The organism is uncultured Clostridium sp. (assembly GCF_934754915.1).
In the GTDB taxonomy this organism is placed as follows: domain Bacteria; phylum Bacillota; class Clostridia; order Clostridiales; family Clostridiaceae; genus Clostridium.
In genome coordinates this window covers 1-17,425 of sequence record NZ_CAKVKB010000017.1, presented here as the reverse complement: position 1 = coordinate 17,425, position 17,425 = coordinate 1, and the positions used below count along the sequence as shown (strand labels likewise).

The window sequence follows — 17,425 nt, the reverse complement described above, 5'->3', positions numbered from 1 at the left end:
ATATATTACTCCATTTTGCTTTTTTTGTATACACATATAGTAAATCTATGTTACAATTAAGGAAATATTTTAAAAATTCAACTCTAATATTGTCAAATATGAATTAAAAATCGAAATCAATGTCTTAATATACCACTCTTTAATACTTTTTCCATAATTTTGTCTGTAGTCTTATTTAAAGGCTTCTTAAGAGCAGCTCCCATAACTAATGCTGCTATAAGATATATACTTAATATTTTTATATCCTTTATAAGTATTGGATATACTATACCTGCTAATATCTGTCTCATCCCATTTATTGCATATGTAAATGGTAGGTAATTATATATTCCATGAAATATCTCTGGTGTAACTTCTATTGGGAAAGTTCCACTTGTTCCAGCCATCTGAATAACCATAATTACTACAATCATTGATTTTCCAATATCATCAAGAAGACTTGCTGCTGTGTAAATTATAACTGTAAAAACTATTGATACAAAAATTGAAAATAATATCAACATAATTGGATGGACTACATACACATCAAGCCAGAATATAGCCCCACAACATGCTGCAATTGTTCCAAGTGATGTTAAGGTTAAAAATGTAAGTAATTTTCCAAAATAAATTTCATAAGATTTCAACTCTACCCCATCAACAAGATTTTCTGTCTTAAATGATAAAAGTGCACTGGAAATAAGAGCTCCTACCCATATGCATAACACAAGATAAAATGGAACACTCGATGAACCATAATTAGGCCATGAAAATAATCTATTATCTTCTATTTCAACTGGACTTGCCAGAAAATCACTTTGATCTCCCCAATTATTTGTTATCATGTCTATTATTTCATTAAATTTATCTTCTTCATCCATTTCTCGCAGTTTATCTGCTACCTCATGAACCTTATCCTTAACTTCAGGAAATTTCTCTTTAATATCTTGAAGTTTTTCATTAGAAAAATTAATTGTATCTTGCGATACACTTAAGACTTCTTCTAAATCAGGCAATATATCTCTTCCTTGTTCCAAAATATCTACAGTTATATCAAGTACAGACTTTATTGAATCAAATCCATCATTTATTCCACTTATTATTTCAGAATCATAACTATCAAGAACATCAGTAAGGAGTGTATTTACATCATCAACATTACTTTTTAAATCTTTAAGTACCTGTATATCTGGTTTTTCTCCATTTTCAAGCTTTTCTATTTCTTCATCAGCTCTTGATATTACAATATCAAGCTTTTCTTCAGCCTTATCCAATTTATCTATAAAAACATTAAGGCTTTTATTTATTGATTTTAAACTATCCTGTATATCATCTAAAAATTTCTTTTGCTTTACAATCTGATTATGAATTTTTTGAAGATTTTCATCTTCTTCTAGTAATGATTCATCAATATCTATCTCTGGAAATTCATAATCTATTAGTTTATTTAAAAAAGTTTTTATACTTTTAAGCATTCCCTTTACATCACTAACTGTAGTTTTTGTAGCTTGTGCTGTTTCAGAAATCATTATAAGTGATTTCTTGGCTGTTTCAGGAAGTATATTTTCATCAAGATTGTTTAAGGTTACAGAAGCATTATCCACCATCTGCTGGGATGATATAAGCTGATCTTTTATTCTTGGTGCTAATTCATTAACATCTTTGCTCATCTTATCTACAACATATGTGCTGTTATCTACAAAGTCATTTGTAGAATCTAAAAGTTCTGAAGCCATTGGAAGCATATCATCAGCTTTTGCAAGAAGATCTTCTGTGCTCCCAGCTCCATTTATAACATCATCTAAAATACTCTCAAGGTTTGGCATTTCTTCATCTAATTCATATATTTTATCTATAATATATCGTATTTCATCTCTTTTGCCATCAATTTCAACACCAGTCTCATTTACAATTCTAAACATTACACCTGAAACTGTCTTTACAACATTTTCATCAAGCTGGCTTTTTACACTTTTTACTCCTGCATCTGTCATTTTAGGAGCTATTGCATTTATTTTTTCATTTACTGTATATATAAGCTTTGGCCTTACAACCTTCTTTTCCATAAGAGTAACAGTACACTTTGAAAAATCTTCTGGTATAACTATTGTTGCATAATATTTTTCATGCTTAAGACCATCTGCTGCTTCATCTTCGTCTACAAAAATCCAATTCATTTTGTCATTATCCTGAAGTTTTTCAACAAGTTCTTTTCCAATATTAACTTCATTATCCTTATATACAGTTCCCTCATCATTATTTACTACTGCTATTTTTATTCCACTAGTATTAGCATATGGATCCCATGAAGCTATTATGTTAGTAAGTGAATATAATGATGGTATTAATATAATAATTATTGCTATAATCATCGCAGCCCAATTTGTACATATTCTTTTTATATCTCTTGCATAAATCTTAAATATATTTTTCATTTTTTCTATCCTTTTAATTATATGACTAACTTGCTTTCTTTTAATTTATCTACAAAACGTTTAGTAATCTTATTACTTGATTTTTTAAATATAATTCCTATTATAAGCGAAACTACCATATATACCACAAGTATGGCTATATCTTTAAACAATATACTATATACAATTCCAGTCATTATCTGCCTCATACCATTTATTGCATATGAGAATGGCAGATATGGATATAGCAATTGAAATATTTTAGGATTGACCTCTATTGGGAAATTAGCACTGCTTGCTGTAACCTGTATAACAAGAAGAATTATCCCTATAACTATTCCTCCATGCCCAAATAAACTTACAGCAGTATATATTATCGTCATAAATGCAACACTTACAAATATGCTGAAAAATACAAACATTACTGGGTGAACAGCATAAACTTTAAGTAAAAACAGAGCTCCCATACTTGCTACAATTGCTTGAAAAATACCAATAATAATGAACAATGACATCTTTCCAAAATAAACTTCATAATGTTTATATTCTTCTTCTCCATCTTCAGCATGAGCCTCGGTTCCTAAAAGTATAGATAACATATATCCTCCAATCCATAAACACAATACTGTATAGAATGGAGTTGCTGTTGATCCATAATTAGGCCATGGATAAAGTCTGTTATCTTCAATCTCAACAGGGCTTGCCAGAAAATCACTTTGAACCTGCCAGTCATTAGTTATCATATCTAATATATCATCAATATCTTCTTTATCATCAAATTCTTTAATTTTTAATGCTATCTTATGTACTTTATCCTGCATATCAGGAAAATCATTTTGAAGTTTAACTAATTCATCATGAGATTTATCTGCTACATTCATAAATGTGCTTAGAATATTATCCACATCTGGAAGAAGCGAATTTCCCTGTTTTAACAAAGTCAATGCATTATCTCCAACATTTCTTACAAGATCTATCTCATCATTTATGTCTTTCATCATATCTACACTATAATTATCAATAACATCCACAGTAAGATCATGAATTTCATTTACCAACTTAATAGTATCAGTTAAAAATTGTGCATCCAGCTTTTCACCATTATCTAAATCAATAATTTTATCATTAATTCTTGTACTCAATATTTCAAGTTTATCATCAATAGTATTCAATCTATTATTTATAGTACTTATTATTGAAGTAAATTTCTTCAAACTTTCCTGCATACTTTCAATTGCATCTATCTGTTTATTATATTGGTCTATAATATGTTGAACATTTTCATTTACTTCTTTATCTTCATCTATATCTATTCTTGGAATTTTTATATTGGCTATTTTATTTAAAGCTTTTGATATTCCTTTAAGATAATCTCTTGTTTCTTGAACAGTTTTCTGCATTGCATCTGTAGTGTCTAAAGCTGTCATCAATGTTTTCTTTGCTGCTTCCGGCATTATATTTTCATTAAGATTTCCAAGAATAACACTCAAAGAATCAAGTTTTTCTTCTGCATTTACAAGTTTTTCTTTTATATCTGGTTCCAATTCATCAAGTTCACTTTGAATATCATCAAGTTTATTCATATTATCTGATATAAAAACTTCTCCCGCTGAGGATACATCATCTGCTATAGGAATAATTTTCTGGACTTCTATCATAAGCTCTTCTGCATTTATAGTTCCATCTACAGCTCCATCTAAAATACTTCCAAGTTTAGGCATATCATCATCAAGTTCATAAATTTCATCAATAATCTTTCTTATGCTGCTTCTATTATCTTGAATATCTATTCCAATTTCATTACAGGCTCTGAATATAATTCCTGACACTGTCTTTTTAATATTCTCATCAAGCTGACTTTTTACAGTCTTTACTGCTGAATCCGTAAACTTAGGCGCAATTGGATTCTTTTTTTCATTTGCAGTATAAATAAGTTTAGGCTTTTTTACATTTTTTTCTACAAGTGTTGTAGTATCCTTTGAAAAATCTTCTGGAATTACTATGACAGCATAATATTCTTCCATTAAAAGGCCATTATCAGCAGTTTCTTTATCCACAAACTCCCAACCCATCTGATCATTATCCTTTAATTTATCTACAAGCTCATTACCTAAATTAATCTCCTTTTCCTTAAATACAGTACCTTGGTCATCATTTACAACAGCTACTCTTATTCCAGATGTACTTGAATAAGGATCCCACGATGCAAATATATTGATAAGAGAATATAATGAAGGAATTCCAATAACACCTAGGACAATCACTAATGCTGCCCAATTAGTCATTATATTTTTAAAATCTTTCTTCATTATCTTTATTATATTTTTCATTCTAAGTCCCTCTAATATTTATTAATTTTATATAGATTATATCACACAAAACTGACTATGCGTCATTTTTTATTAAAATATTTTTTGAAAATATTTACATCCAAATTAATAATATATTAAGTTAAACGAAATATATTTAATGAAATAGCCATAAATTCCCTATAAAAAAATATAAGTTACAGCCGTCTGCTGTAACTTATATTTTTCATTAATCCTATTATTTTATGTCATTTACTGAATTTATAAATTCAAATTTATCATTAATATCAGCGCTGCATTTTATATTCAATTTATTTCAATTCCAATTTCATCACCTATAGACATTATTTTTATATCTCTTCCTGAAATTTCAATTTCTTCTTCAGTAGTATTTTTAACTTTATTAAAAAGTTCATCTTCATAACCTGGTGCAATAATATTGAATATCTTCTTCAAATTTTCATCAAAAGCTGTACTGTTTTTTCTTATTAATATACTGCACGAACCGCTATCAAATACATTTACTGTTGCATATTGTGAATTTTCTTCTTTTCCATCACACCATATATATCTATATAAAGAAGAATATTTGTCACTTGAACTATAAGGATCAATAATACGCTCCTCTGAACTATATCCAAGTTTTTTAATTTCTAAATTCAAATCTTTTATATTATTCTCATTTTTATTATTATGAGGAATGCTTTCTGTCCATGAACCACTATCATTTAGATAATAATTTCCAATATAACATCCATGAGCCATAGAACCATTTTCATATAAATAATACCAATTTCCATCATCAAGTACCCAGCCAGTCTGCATTACCCCGTCATTATTAAAATAATACCAGCTGCCATGTTTGTCTTTAAACCATTTTGTTTTAAATTTTCCTGCTTCAACATACATCCATTTGCCATCCCTATTATTCCATCCATCAGAATAACTGCTAACAGCATATATATAAGTTAGTTTTAATGATATAGCAATGTTTACAATAACCGATAAAGCAATTATTTTTTTCAAACTTTTATTCATGATAAAAATCCTCTCCTATTATAAAAATATTCTTTAATTAACTAAAAACATACACATATTTAACTATTCTATTATAAGTATATCACTCATATATTTAAATCCACTAAATTAAGGTAAATTTAAGAACCTGTTTAAATCTATAAACAGGTTCTTTTCTTTAAATATTCACTTAGTATATCTTGAGTTTTTTTCCTAGACCTAAATTCATATTTTTCAAATCTAGATACAGGCATTATTCCCATTAATGAATTAGTCAAAAACATTTCGTCAAAATATTCTACTTCATCTGGATATATTATTTTTTCATTTACATCATATGTATCAATTATGTATTTTCTTATTGTCCCATTAAGCATTCCACATGATAATTCTGGAGTAAAAATCGTATTATCCTTAATAAAAAATATATTTGTAGTAGCACCTTCTGTAAGCTGACCCTGCATATTTAAAAATACAGGTTCATCATATCCCTTTTTTGAGGCCTCTCTTTTTTCTAAAATATTTTCTCCATAATTTAATGATTTTATATAAGTAAATGGTGATGTTTCATTTCTTCTTATTGAACTTATTTCAACTGAAAATCCCTTTTTATATTTATCTTGTGTATAATTATTAGACCTTTTTTGCATTATTACATTTTCTTTTGAAATTATAATTTTAAGCACACCATTTTTCATTGGATTATTTTCTATATATTCATTTATTTCATCTTCTGTAATAGATTTTTCAATCCCAAAAAATTTTCTTCCATCATTTAATCTTTTAAGATGATAATTAAGAAGTACTGCATGATTTTCAACAACAGATATTGTCTCAAAAATCCCTAAACCAAAAGAATAACCTTCATCAAATATAATATTCATATTTCCCCCTATATTTATCAATATTATTTACATATTAATTATTTCATTGCTTCCAATAATGCTTTTGCTTTTTGAAGAGTTTCTTCATATTCAAACTCAAGATCTGATTCACATGTAATCCCTCCTCCAACGCCAAGATAATATTCATTTTTCTTATGCAGAGCTGTTCTTATTATAATATTTAAATCACAATTTCCATCAAGAGATATATATCCCATTGACCCAGTATAAATACCACGTGATGACCTTTCTATCTCATCTATTATCTCCATAGCTCTTATCTTAGGTGCACCTGTTATTGATCCTCCTGGAAATGTTGCTTTTATAAGATCTGCTACATTTAAATCAGATTTCAACTTTCCTCTTATATCAGATACAAGATGAAATACAGTCGAATATTCTTCAATAGTAAATAATTCATCAACTGTTACACTTCCACTTTCACACACTTTATTAAGATCATTTCTTTCAAGATCTACAATCATTAAAAGTTCACTTTTATCCTTTTGTGAATTTTCCAGTTCATTTCTAAACTTATTATCCTCCTCTTGTGTAACACCTCTAGGTCTTGTTCCTTTTATAGGTCTTGTAGTTACTATTCCATTATTTACTTTTAAAAATCTTTCTGGAGATGCACTTATTATCTGGAATTCTCCATAATTCAAATATCCACCAAAAGGTGAAGGATTATTTTTTCTAAGATATTTAAAAACTTCATAAGGAGGCTTTTCGCTATAAATTTTAAGCTGCTGTGTCATATTTGCTATATAAATATCTCCTTCAATTATATATTGTATTATTTTATCTATTGCCTTTTTATATTCCTCTCTTTTGAAATTTGAATCAACTTTAATATTATATTCAATATCAATACTACTATTTTTTAATTTTTTTCCGTCTTCTCCAACTCTATATGATTTTAATATATGCCTTTCTAATTCCTTAACTGATTCCTGTGAATCTTTAAGCTTTCCATTTCCAATAATATATGTTGTTTTATTTTTTATATCTTCAATAATAAAATTATCATAAAAATTAAAAATGCACTCTGGAATATCCCATTTTTCTGTATGTCTTGTTGATATATTTTCATTAAATCTTCCATAATCATATGATATGTATCCTATAGCCCCTGAAATTAAAGGAAAATCCGTTTCATTTTTCTCCTTATTTATATGTAAGTACTCTCGAAGATACTTTTCGAAAGTATTTCTGCTTTCTTTTCCATTTACAAAAAGAACATCTTTCTTCACCATTAATTTTAAATAAGAATTAAGTCCTATTATAGAATAGTTTCCTTTATCATTATCTAAAGATGAGTCTAAAAATACTGCATCAGTATTCTTATAAAAAATATTAAATATTTCATCAGCTTTTATATATTTCTCCATCTTTCTTATAATTCTATTCATATTTTTTCCACCATTCCTTACTTAAAATTATGAAATTCTGTAATAATTCATGTCCATATTGAGTCATTACTGCTTCAGGATGAAACTGTACTCCATAAATTGGATACTTTTTATGTGAAACTGCCATGATTACATCATCTTCACTTTTGGCATCAACAACTAACTCTTCTGGAAGCGTTTCTTCATCTATCACTAATGAATGATATCTTGTAACCATATATGGACTTTCAATATTTTTAAAAAGTTTAGATTTGTTATGAAATATTTTTGTAACTTTACCATGCATAGGCTTTTTACTCTTTTTAACAGTTGCTCCAAATTCATACCCTATTATCTGATGTCCAAGACATACTCCCAATATTGGCATCTTTTTAGCAAATTCTTTTACTACGTCTTTGCATATTCCACAATCTTCCGGATTCTTAGGACCTGGTGATATTATTATTCCTCTCAAATTATCCATATCCTCTATTTCTTTAATTGTGATTTTATCATTTCTAATAACTATTACTTCTTCATTTAATTCATCAAGATATGCTTTCAAGTTATAGACAAAAGAATCATAATTATCAATCATTAAATACATTTCTATCTCCTTGCTATTATTTATTATTATATTAAATTAAAAAAAAGCATGCAGAACCTCTTGCATTTTTTCAAAAGGACTGCATACTTTTTAAAATTAATTGAAAACTTTCATTTTATTTTTTGGTGCAGATGACGGGACTTGAACCCGTATGTCTTGAAGACACAGGCTCCTTAGACCTGCGTGTCTGCCAATTCCACCACATCTGCATATTATCAACAAATTAATAATAATCCATTTCTATAATTATTTCAAGTGTTTTTAATATTATTTGTGAAGAAATCAGTTAATTTTACTGATTTCTTCACATTTAACATGAATTATCTATTGTAAAACACCATCATAAATAAATTCTAAATCAAAAAGTGAACATTTAAAATTCCCTTAATTAAATTAACTACCTTATTAATATCAAAAATATCTCTATTTTCTCCATATAAATATTCATACACATTATAATATGTATTAACTTTATCTACATACTTTTTTGTTTCTCCAAAAGGTATATATTCAAGACTTATTCCATTACTTGAATATTTCCTTTCGTCAAGCCATTTTTGTACATTAGTTGGTCCAGCATTATATGCAGCTATCATAAGATCTGTATCATTATTAAACATATCCCCAAGCCACCTTAAATACCAGCATCCCATCTGTATATTGTATTCTTCATTATATAAGTCATCTTTAGAAAAAGTTGAATATCCCATTTTATCCGCTGCCCATTCACCAGTTTCAACAGTTATCTGCATAAGACCTACTGCGTTTTTATGAGAATGTGCACTATCATCAAATTTACTTTCAGTCTTTATAACTGATAATACAAATAATGGATCCAAATCATATTCCTTGCTATACCTATCAACATATTCCTTATACTTGTAAGGAAAAAACTTTTCTTTAACAACATATTTTAAACCAACTATAACTGCTAATATAACTATTAGTAAACAAAAAATTTTCCTTAGGAATTTCATTACTTTCTCCCTTGCCTAACTTATTAATTTAATAAAATCTATCAAATCATATACCTGCTTTTGTGTTTCTACCAAATCTCCATTATTATCAATTATTATATCTGCAAATTCTTTTTTTTGCTCAACAGACATTTGAGCATTTATCCTGCTTACAGCATCATATTTTGTAATTTTATCTCTCTCTATAATTCTCTTTATCTGAACAGAATTATCTGCTATTACAAGTATTACATAATCCATTTCTGAATGTAGATTATTCTCTATCAAAGTTGGAGCATCAAGTATTACTACTTTTTCTTTTTTCTTTTCATATTCCTTAAATTTCTCTTCAATTTCCTCCTTTATGTATGGAATTATTATTCCTTCATATTTTATTCTCTGCTTAGGAAATCTAAATATATGGTTTCCAAATTCTTTTCTCCTGAATTCACCTCTCCAGTCAAAAAAACCAGCTCCAAACTGTGTGCGGATAATATCTAATATCTTGGGATTTTTCTCTAAAACTTCTCTTGCAATAATATCTGCATCTATAATCTTAAATTTCTCCTCAGAAAGTATTTTTGATACTGTACTCTTTCCAGTACCAATCCCCCCAGTAAGTCCTATCTTTATCATTTTTATATACCACCTTTTTTATTGATGCTCTATCTTGATACTTATTAATTAAAACAATCTTTTATTTATCACCTATCAATTTCATATTGGTTTTTATTTAGCTTCATACCATGTTTTTCCTGTATTAACATCCACATCAAGATCAACATTCAGCTTCACTGCATTTTCCATTTCTTTTACTACAACATCTTTTACTTGTTCAAATTCATTTTCTTTTACATTTAATATAAGTTCATCATGAACCTGAAGAATGAGCTGACTTTTTAGTCCATTTTCCTTAAGCTTATTATATACATTTATCATTGCAATTTTTATAATATCAGCTGCACTTCCTTGAATTGGTGCATTCATTGCAAGTCTTTCACCTAACGCTTTAACTATTTTATTTGATGAATTTATTTCTGGTATAAATCTTCTTCTATTTAATATAGTAAGAACATATCCATCAGATTCCGCATCTTTTACGACACTTTCCAAATAACTTTTTATTTTAGGATACCTTTCAAAATATACATTCATATATCCTTGTGCTTCTGACTTTGGAATTTTTAAATCCTGAGATAAACTGAATGCACTTATTCCATAGACAATTCCAAAGTTAACTGCTTTTGCTCTGCTCCTCATTAAAGGAGTAACTTCATCAACTGGAACCTTAAATACTTCTGATGCAGTTTTTGTATGAATATCACTATGATGTTTAAATGCATCAATCATGTTTTCATCATTTGCAATATGTGCTAAAACTCTCAATTCAATTTGAGAATAATCGCAAGAAAGAAGTATGTCTCCATCTTCTAATGGAATGAATACCTTTCGTATTTCCCTTCCCAGTTCATGCCTTACAGGTATGTTCTGAAGATTAGGATCTGTACTTGAAAGTCTTCCTGTTGTTGTTACAGTCTGGTTGAAATTTGAATGTATTCTTCCATCTTTGTCTATTACATTTTTCAATCCTTCTACATACGTTGAACTTATTTTGGTTATCTGTCTATAATACATTATTTTAGGTATTATTTCATGCTTATCCATAAGTTTTTCTAATACTTCTTGATTAGTTGAATATCCTGTCTTAGTCTTTTTAATAACTGGAAGATCAAGTTTTTCAAACAATATCTTTCCAAGCTGCTTTGGTGAACTTATATTAAACTCTTCATCTGCAAGTTCATATATTTCTTTTTGAGTTTTTAATATTTCACTATCAAATTTAACCTTAAGCTCATCTAACATACTTTCATTCACGTTAAACCCAATGCTTTCCATAGAAGAGAGAACAAATATTAAAGGATGTTCTACTTCATAGTAAAGTTTATCCATTTTTTCATTTTCTATATCACTTTTTAATATCTTATATAATTTAGGAATATGCACTCCTAAAATTCCTTCAATTTCATCTTCATTTTCTGAAATTTCTTCTTTCATATATTTTTCAACAAGACTACTAATGCTGTACTGGCTCTGTGATGAGTCTAAAAGATAAGCTGCTATTGCTGTATCAAAATCAAATTCCTTAATATTTATATTATTCTTATTTAAAAATGTAACAAGATTTTTCCCATCATGAATAACTTTTTTTATCTGTTCATTTTCCATTAAATTCTTTAATATTTCTAGTGATTTTTTATTATCTTCAGCAGCTATGCTTTCAAATTCTATAATATTACTTACATTCTCTTCACTTATTATAATGTGCTTTAAATTAAGCTTTGAATAAACAGCTTCATCATTTAATGTGTAGCTTATGTATATTCTATCTTTAACATCCATAGCAAATTTAGAAAATGCTTCTATAGTATTTATATTATTTATTTTTATACTGCATTCCTTAATCTCCTGCTTTCCTTCAGAATCATTTAAATTCAAATCATTCAAGCTTAGAGATTTAAATTCAAGTTTCTTAAATTCCTTATTTCCTTCTCCAATATTAATGTTTAATTTAAGACTGTCTTTAGTCAAATCTCCAAGATCAATATCTCGTTTTATAAGTGCAAGTTTTTTGCTTATAATAGCTGATTGTTCTCCAACAATTTCCGTATCACTTGTTTTTAATAAATAGGATAAAGGTGATCTTTTTATTCCTAATTTTGTCTTCCAATATTCCTTAATTTCTTTTTCTTGCTTTTTATCAATATTTCTTATATTATCATATAAATTTTCAACTGTTCCATATTCGTTTATTAAAGGTACTGCACTTGCTTCTCCTACTCCTGATACACCTTTTATATTATCAGATTTATCACCTGCAAGACTCTTTAAGTCTGCAACTTGTTCTGGCTTTATTCCATACTCTGCTTTTACAAGTTCAGGAGTAAGTTCAAATGCTTTATCAGGAACATTTGAAACAGCCTTTTTTATTTCATATTTTTTAAATAGGGCATCAGCTTTATCCTGAGTTGTAAACATAAGCCACAATTTTGTATTTTCACTCACAAGCTGAAGATAATCTGTATCTTTGGTAAGTATCCTTACAGGAATATCTTTTTCAAGTTTTGATGCAACACTTCCGCAAAAATCATCAGCTTCATATCTTTTATCCATAAACTGCATAATATTCATTTTACCCAGTATTTCCTGACATAATTTAAATTGCTCTTTAAGTGGTTCAGGTGTTTCTCCCCTTGTTCCTTTATAATCACTATCTATTTCTCTTCTGAAAGTATCTCTGCTTAAATCCCATGCAACAGCTATATGAGTAGGTTTTTGTTCTTTTAATATTTTCAAAAAGGTTCTCATAAAACCGTATATGGCATTAGTATATATCCCCATAGATGTCTGCATTATTTTTCCATAAAATGCTTCTTTTTCTTCTGTAGTTTTAGCAAACATTATTTCACGTGGTAAATTTCCATAATATTGAGTGCTTAATAAACTTGAACCATCTATAAGTAATAAAAATTCTTTATCCATTTTATACATCTTCCTTTTCTTTCACGTTAAATCAATACATTTTTTATTTATATAGATATACTGTAATATGAAACATTTGACTTTTTATTATACAATACAAAGCAAATTTAATTTCAAATTAATTAAGCAGCAAACTATATTTATTTCTAATCAAATTTATTATATATTGCAAAACTAAATTTACATCTAAAATTTATTCAATGTATTAAAGAAATCTTTCAAAAATTTCATCTTCCATTGTAAATTGTATCTTATTAATTACAACATATATTGTAACTTTTATTATAACAAATTTAATCACTTATTTATATTTTATTTTAAATTTAAATTGTATACTTCATTTAAATTTAATTTTCACGATTTAATTTATAACAGAATTATATCCTTCTTGAAAATTGAATAGGTATTAATTTGATAAACATTTGAAATAATGCAATAATACTAATAACAATAAAATTATGAGGTGACAAACATGTTTAAAGAATTATTATCAAAATATGCAAAACTTGCTGTTCTTAAAGGAATAAACATTCAAAAAGGAAAACTCCTTGTTATCAATAGTCCAATTGAATGTAATGAATTTGCAAGATTAATTGCTGAAGAAGCATATAAATCTGGTGCTTCTGATGTAATTATAAATTATAACGATGAAAAATTTAATAAAATAAGATTTTCAAACGCCTCAGTTGAAACATTAACTTTTGTTCCTGATTTTGAAAAAGATAAATATGACTACTATGTAAAAAATGGAGCTTCTTTTTTAAGCATTTCAGCTTCAGATCCTGACTTATTAAAAGATATTGATTCAAAAAAGATATCTGCTGCTCAAAAAAGCCGCCGTCAAACTTTAAAAAATTATTTCGAAGCTTGTAATTCCAATAAGAATCCATGGTGTATAGTTTCTGTTCCAACAGATGGATGGGCAAAAAAAGTATTTTCAAATTGTGATTCAAAAAAAGCTGTAGAATCTTTATGGGATGCAATATTTACAGTTATGAGAATAAAAGAAAATGATCCTGTTGAAGCATGGAGCAAACATCTTAAAAACCTTTCAGAAAAAGTTGATTACCTCAACAAAAGCAATTTCAAATATCTTCATTTTAAAAATTCACTAGGAACTGATTTAAAAGTAGAATTAGTAAAAAATCATATGTGGTGTGGTGGTGCTGATGTCACTCAAAATGGCCTAACATTTATTGCAAACATGCCTACTGAAGAAGTATATACAACACCAAAAATGGATGGAGTTAATGGAATTGTATATAGTACTAAACCTCTAAGCTATTGCGGAAATCTCATAAATAATTTTTCATTAACATTTAAGGACGGAAAAGTAATAGACTGTACTGCTGAAACTGGGCTTGATGTTCTAAAAGAAATAATTAACACTGATGAAAACTCATGCAGATTAGGTGAAGTAGCATTAGTTCCTTATGATTCACCAATTTCTAATTCCAATATTATCTTTTTTAATACATTATATGATGAAAATGCTTCATGCCATTTGGCTTTAGGTTCTTCATATCCTTCCTGCATAAAAAATGGTGAAAACATGACTAAAGAAGAACTCTTAAACTCTAAAGCAAATTCTTCATTGGTTCATGTCGATTTTATGATAGGAAATAAAGATACGAGTATAATTGGTGTAAAAGAGGATGGTTCCCAGATACCTGTATTTAAAAATGGCAATTGGACTTAATATATATTCCAATTAACAATTGACAATGAAGGATGAAGTCTTTTTAAGATTTCTTTAATTCTTATGTAGTTTTATTATTGAAACATATGTATATTAAAAAATTTAAAAATAATTGTATAAAATAAAGAAAACAATATGGATTTTTATTAAATTTAAACTGCTATAGAAAATCTAACAAAAATTCATATTGTTTTTATAATTACGCATTCTTTTTCTTTTTTGATCTTTCAACATTTTCAAAATGAACTCTTAATTCATTATTCAAAACCTCAATTATATTATTAAATGATCTCTTAAATGCTCGTCTAGCCAAAAATCTCTGCAAATATAAAGTTGCAAGCTGAACAACTTTCTGTGTTGTTTGTCTTTCTGAAAGTGTAAGTTTTGTAGTTCCATCCTTTTGCCCTACAAATGTATATGTTGATATACATTTTGAAAATTGATTGGATGTAGTTATTTCATATTTTCCGTTTTTCTCATAATCTGTTATTTCAACTGTACATCTTATTGGTTTTGGACCTCCGGTAGTTATATCCTTTTCTATTTTGCATCCCACTGGATTTTCTTCATTAAAATCACTGAAATCTCTCTTTGCGTTCTTAATAAAATGATTAAAAACATCTTCAACATCATAATTTATTGTTCCTGTCATCTTCATTAAAAAACCTCCCAATTGCATATAATTGCAAAATAAGTTTTAATCAATTCATGTAAATGTTTATTTCATATTTTTTATTATATATTATACATTATCAAAAGTCTATTATCATAGAAATTGTATATAACAAAATAGCAGCCTAAGTTACTACTTAAACTGCTATTTTTCAATATTATGGCTACCGTGGTAAGACTCGAACTCACAACATACAGAACCAGAATCTGTCGTTCTACCATTGAACTACACGGTAATATCTTTGCCTTTCGACATCATTTATTTTACACAATTATTTCATTAATTGCAAGTATTTTTTTCAATTTTTTGATATAATTTTATTATATAACTCTATACTCTATACAATCAATTCGATTATCCTAACCCAACAAAAAAGGAGGAACAAAGCATGAAATCAATGAATAGATTAGACAAAGTAAAAACATATGTTGTATCAATCTTAATGGCACAAAATGATTATGAAATAAGAAACAAAGGATTTATCCATCTCTTTGGTGTATCTTCTATCTGTAATCTTCTTGCATTAAAAAGAAATCTTGATCCAGAAATATGTGCAGTATTTGGAATTCTTCATGATATTTATAAATATAAAAATGCCTCTTCAATCGATCATGCGCATCTTGGTTCAATCGAATCCCGTAAAATACTTTCAGAAATTGATTGTTTTACTGAATCAGAAATAGATATAATATGTCATGCAATATATAATCATAGCAATAAAGCTTCTATTGACAATCCCTATGATGAACTTTTAAAAGATGCAGATGTCCTTCAACATTATTTAAATAATGTAAATAATCCTATTCAGTCCAATGAAATTGACAGAACAAATTGTCTTCTTCATGAATTCAATATAAAAAAGCCATAATTTCAGTCATTCTAAAATTATGGCTCTTATCCAAATATTAAAATTAATATACTATAAAATTTCTTCCAATGTCTTTCTTATTGCTTTGATAAATTCAAATGTATCTGCTTTTTGAATGTTGTCATGAACTGCAAGTGCAGCTAAATCTCCAGTCATTATTCCTTTTTCAATTGTTTTTAATGATGCTTCTTCTAACTTATTTGCAAAATTAATTAATGCATCATTTTTATCCATTTCTCCTCTTTTTCTCAAAGCTCCAGTCCATGCAAATATTGTTGCAACTGAATTTGTTGATGTCTTTTCACCTTTTAAATGACAGTAATATTGATCTTGAACTGTTCCATGAGCAGCTTCAAATTCATATTTTCCATCTGGTGAAACAAGTACTGATGTCATCATTGCAATTGATCCAAATGCTGCTGCTATCATATCACTCATAACATCACCATCATAGTTCTTACAAGCCCAAAGCATGCCACCTTCTGATTTAATGACATTAGCTACTGCAGCATCTATTAATGTATATTTATAAACTATTCCTGCCTTTTCAAACTTTTCTTTATATTCATTATCATATATCTCTTGGAATATATCTTTAAATGTATGATCGTATTTTTTAGATATAGTGTCTTTTGCACCAAACCACAAATCTTGCTTTAAATCTAATGCATAATTAAAGCAGCTTCTTGCAAAGCTTTCTATTGATTTATTAATGTTATGCATCCCCATAACAATACCATCTTTGTCAAAATTATGTACTAATTCTTTTTGAACTTCTCCATTTTCTGAAGTAAATACAAGTTCACATTTGCCTTTTCCTTTTATCTTCATTTCTGAAGCCTTATATATATCCCCATAAGCATGTCTAGCTATTGTTATTGGCTTCTTCCATGTTCTAACATATGGCTTAACTGGCTCAACTATTATTGGTGCTCTGAATACTGTACCATCTAAAATTGCTCTTATTGTTCCATTAGGACTCTTCCACATTTCCTTTAAGTTATATTCTTTAACTCTTGCAGCATTAGGAGTTATTGTTGCACATTTTACTCCTACACCATATTTTTTTATTGCATTTGCAGAATCTA

Annotated in this window: 12 protein-coding genes, 2 tRNA genes and 1 pseudogene; 2 read left to right on the top strand and 13 right to left on the bottom strand. The window is 27.8% G+C overall.

Features of this window, described 5'->3' with window-relative positions:
- Positions 1 to 116: 116 nt before the first annotated feature.
- The 10 genes and pseudogenes from Q0F58_RS04795 to polA form a co-directional block, all read right to left on the bottom strand.
- Complete coding sequence (locus Q0F58_RS04795) at positions 117 to 2,414, bottom strand: YhgE/Pip domain-containing protein (protein ID WP_294373167.1); 2,298 nt, start codon at positions 2,412 to 2,414, stop codon at positions 117 to 119.
- 17 nt (positions 2,415 to 2,431) lie between these two features.
- Positions 2,432 to 4,723: a YhgE/Pip domain-containing protein gene (locus Q0F58_RS04790; RefSeq protein ID WP_294373165.1), complete on the bottom strand. Its 2,292-nt coding sequence runs from the start codon at positions 4,721 to 4,723 to the stop codon at positions 2,432 to 2,434.
- 693 nt (positions 4,724 to 5,416) lie between these two features.
- Positions 5,417 to 5,740: pseudogene (locus Q0F58_RS04785) on the bottom strand (cell wall-binding protein); the annotation flags it as partial.
- Between the two features lie 137 nt (positions 5,741 to 5,877).
- Complete coding sequence (locus Q0F58_RS04780) at positions 5,878 to 6,603, bottom strand: aminotransferase class IV (RefSeq protein WP_294373163.1); 726 nt, start codon at positions 6,601 to 6,603, stop codon at positions 5,878 to 5,880.
- Between the two features lie 38 nt (positions 6,604 to 6,641).
- On the bottom strand, positions 6,642 to 8,015 hold the full coding sequence (gene pabB / locus Q0F58_RS04775; RefSeq protein WP_294373161.1) for an aminodeoxychorismate synthase component I: 1,374 nt from the start codon (positions 8,013 to 8,015) through the stop codon (positions 6,642 to 6,644).
- On the bottom strand, positions 8,008 to 8,601 hold the full coding sequence (locus Q0F58_RS04770; RefSeq protein ID WP_294373159.1) for an aminodeoxychorismate/anthranilate synthase component II: 594 nt from the start codon (positions 8,599 to 8,601) through the stop codon (positions 8,008 to 8,010). Before Q0F58_RS04770 ends, pabB begins: the two co-directional genes overlap by 8 nt.
- A gap of 123 nt (positions 8,602 to 8,724) precedes the next feature.
- Positions 8,725 to 8,810, bottom strand: a tRNA-Leu gene (locus tag Q0F58_RS04765).
- Between the two features lie 144 nt (positions 8,811 to 8,954).
- On the bottom strand, positions 8,955 to 9,578 hold the full coding sequence (locus Q0F58_RS04760) for a lytic transglycosylase domain-containing protein (RefSeq protein WP_294373157.1): 624 nt from the start codon (positions 9,576 to 9,578) through the stop codon (positions 8,955 to 8,957).
- Positions 9,579 to 9,593: 15 nt separating this feature from the next.
- Positions 9,594 to 10,193 carry a dephospho-CoA kinase gene (gene coaE, locus Q0F58_RS04755; protein ID WP_294373155.1) on the bottom strand — a complete coding sequence of 200 codons (600 nt, stop codon included), beginning with the start codon at positions 10,191 to 10,193 and terminating at the stop codon, positions 9,594 to 9,596.
- A gap of 93 nt (positions 10,194 to 10,286) precedes the next feature.
- Positions 10,287 to 13,097: a DNA polymerase I gene (gene polA / locus Q0F58_RS04750; RefSeq protein ID WP_294373154.1), complete on the bottom strand. Its 2,811-nt coding sequence runs from the start codon at positions 13,095 to 13,097 to the stop codon at positions 10,287 to 10,289.
- Between the two features lie 472 nt (positions 13,098 to 13,569).
- Here polA and Q0F58_RS04745 point away from each other — a divergent pair, with 472 nt between their 5' ends.
- Positions 13,570 to 14,796, top strand: a complete 1,227-nt coding sequence (locus Q0F58_RS04745) for an aminopeptidase (RefSeq protein WP_294373152.1) — start codon at positions 13,570 to 13,572, stop codon at positions 14,794 to 14,796.
- 199 nt (positions 14,797 to 14,995) lie between these two features.
- On the opposite strand, the gene Q0F58_RS04740 is transcribed toward Q0F58_RS04745, so the two are convergent.
- Both Q0F58_RS04740 and Q0F58_RS04735 read right to left on the bottom strand, forming a co-directional pair.
- Positions 14,996 to 15,454, bottom strand: coding sequence for a DUF3284 domain-containing protein (locus Q0F58_RS04740; RefSeq protein ID WP_294373150.1), 459 nt, complete (start codon positions 15,452 to 15,454; stop codon positions 14,996 to 14,998).
- A 175-nt stretch (positions 15,455 to 15,629) separates the two neighbouring features.
- A tRNA-Gln gene (locus Q0F58_RS04735) sits at positions 15,630 to 15,704 on the bottom strand.
- Positions 15,705 to 15,857: 153 nt separating this feature from the next.
- On the opposite strand from Q0F58_RS04735, the gene Q0F58_RS04730 reads away from it, so the two are divergent.
- Positions 15,858 to 16,337: an HD domain-containing protein gene (locus tag Q0F58_RS04730; protein WP_294373149.1), complete on the top strand. Its 480-nt coding sequence runs from the start codon at positions 15,858 to 15,860 to the stop codon at positions 16,335 to 16,337.
- A gap of 51 nt (positions 16,338 to 16,388) precedes the next feature.
- Here the strand turns inward: Q0F58_RS04730 and Q0F58_RS04725 are convergent.
- Positions 16,389 to 17,425, bottom strand: a 1,037-nt coding sequence (locus Q0F58_RS04725) for an NADP-dependent isocitrate dehydrogenase (protein ID WP_294373147.1), incomplete at its 5' end; no start/stop codon positions are given.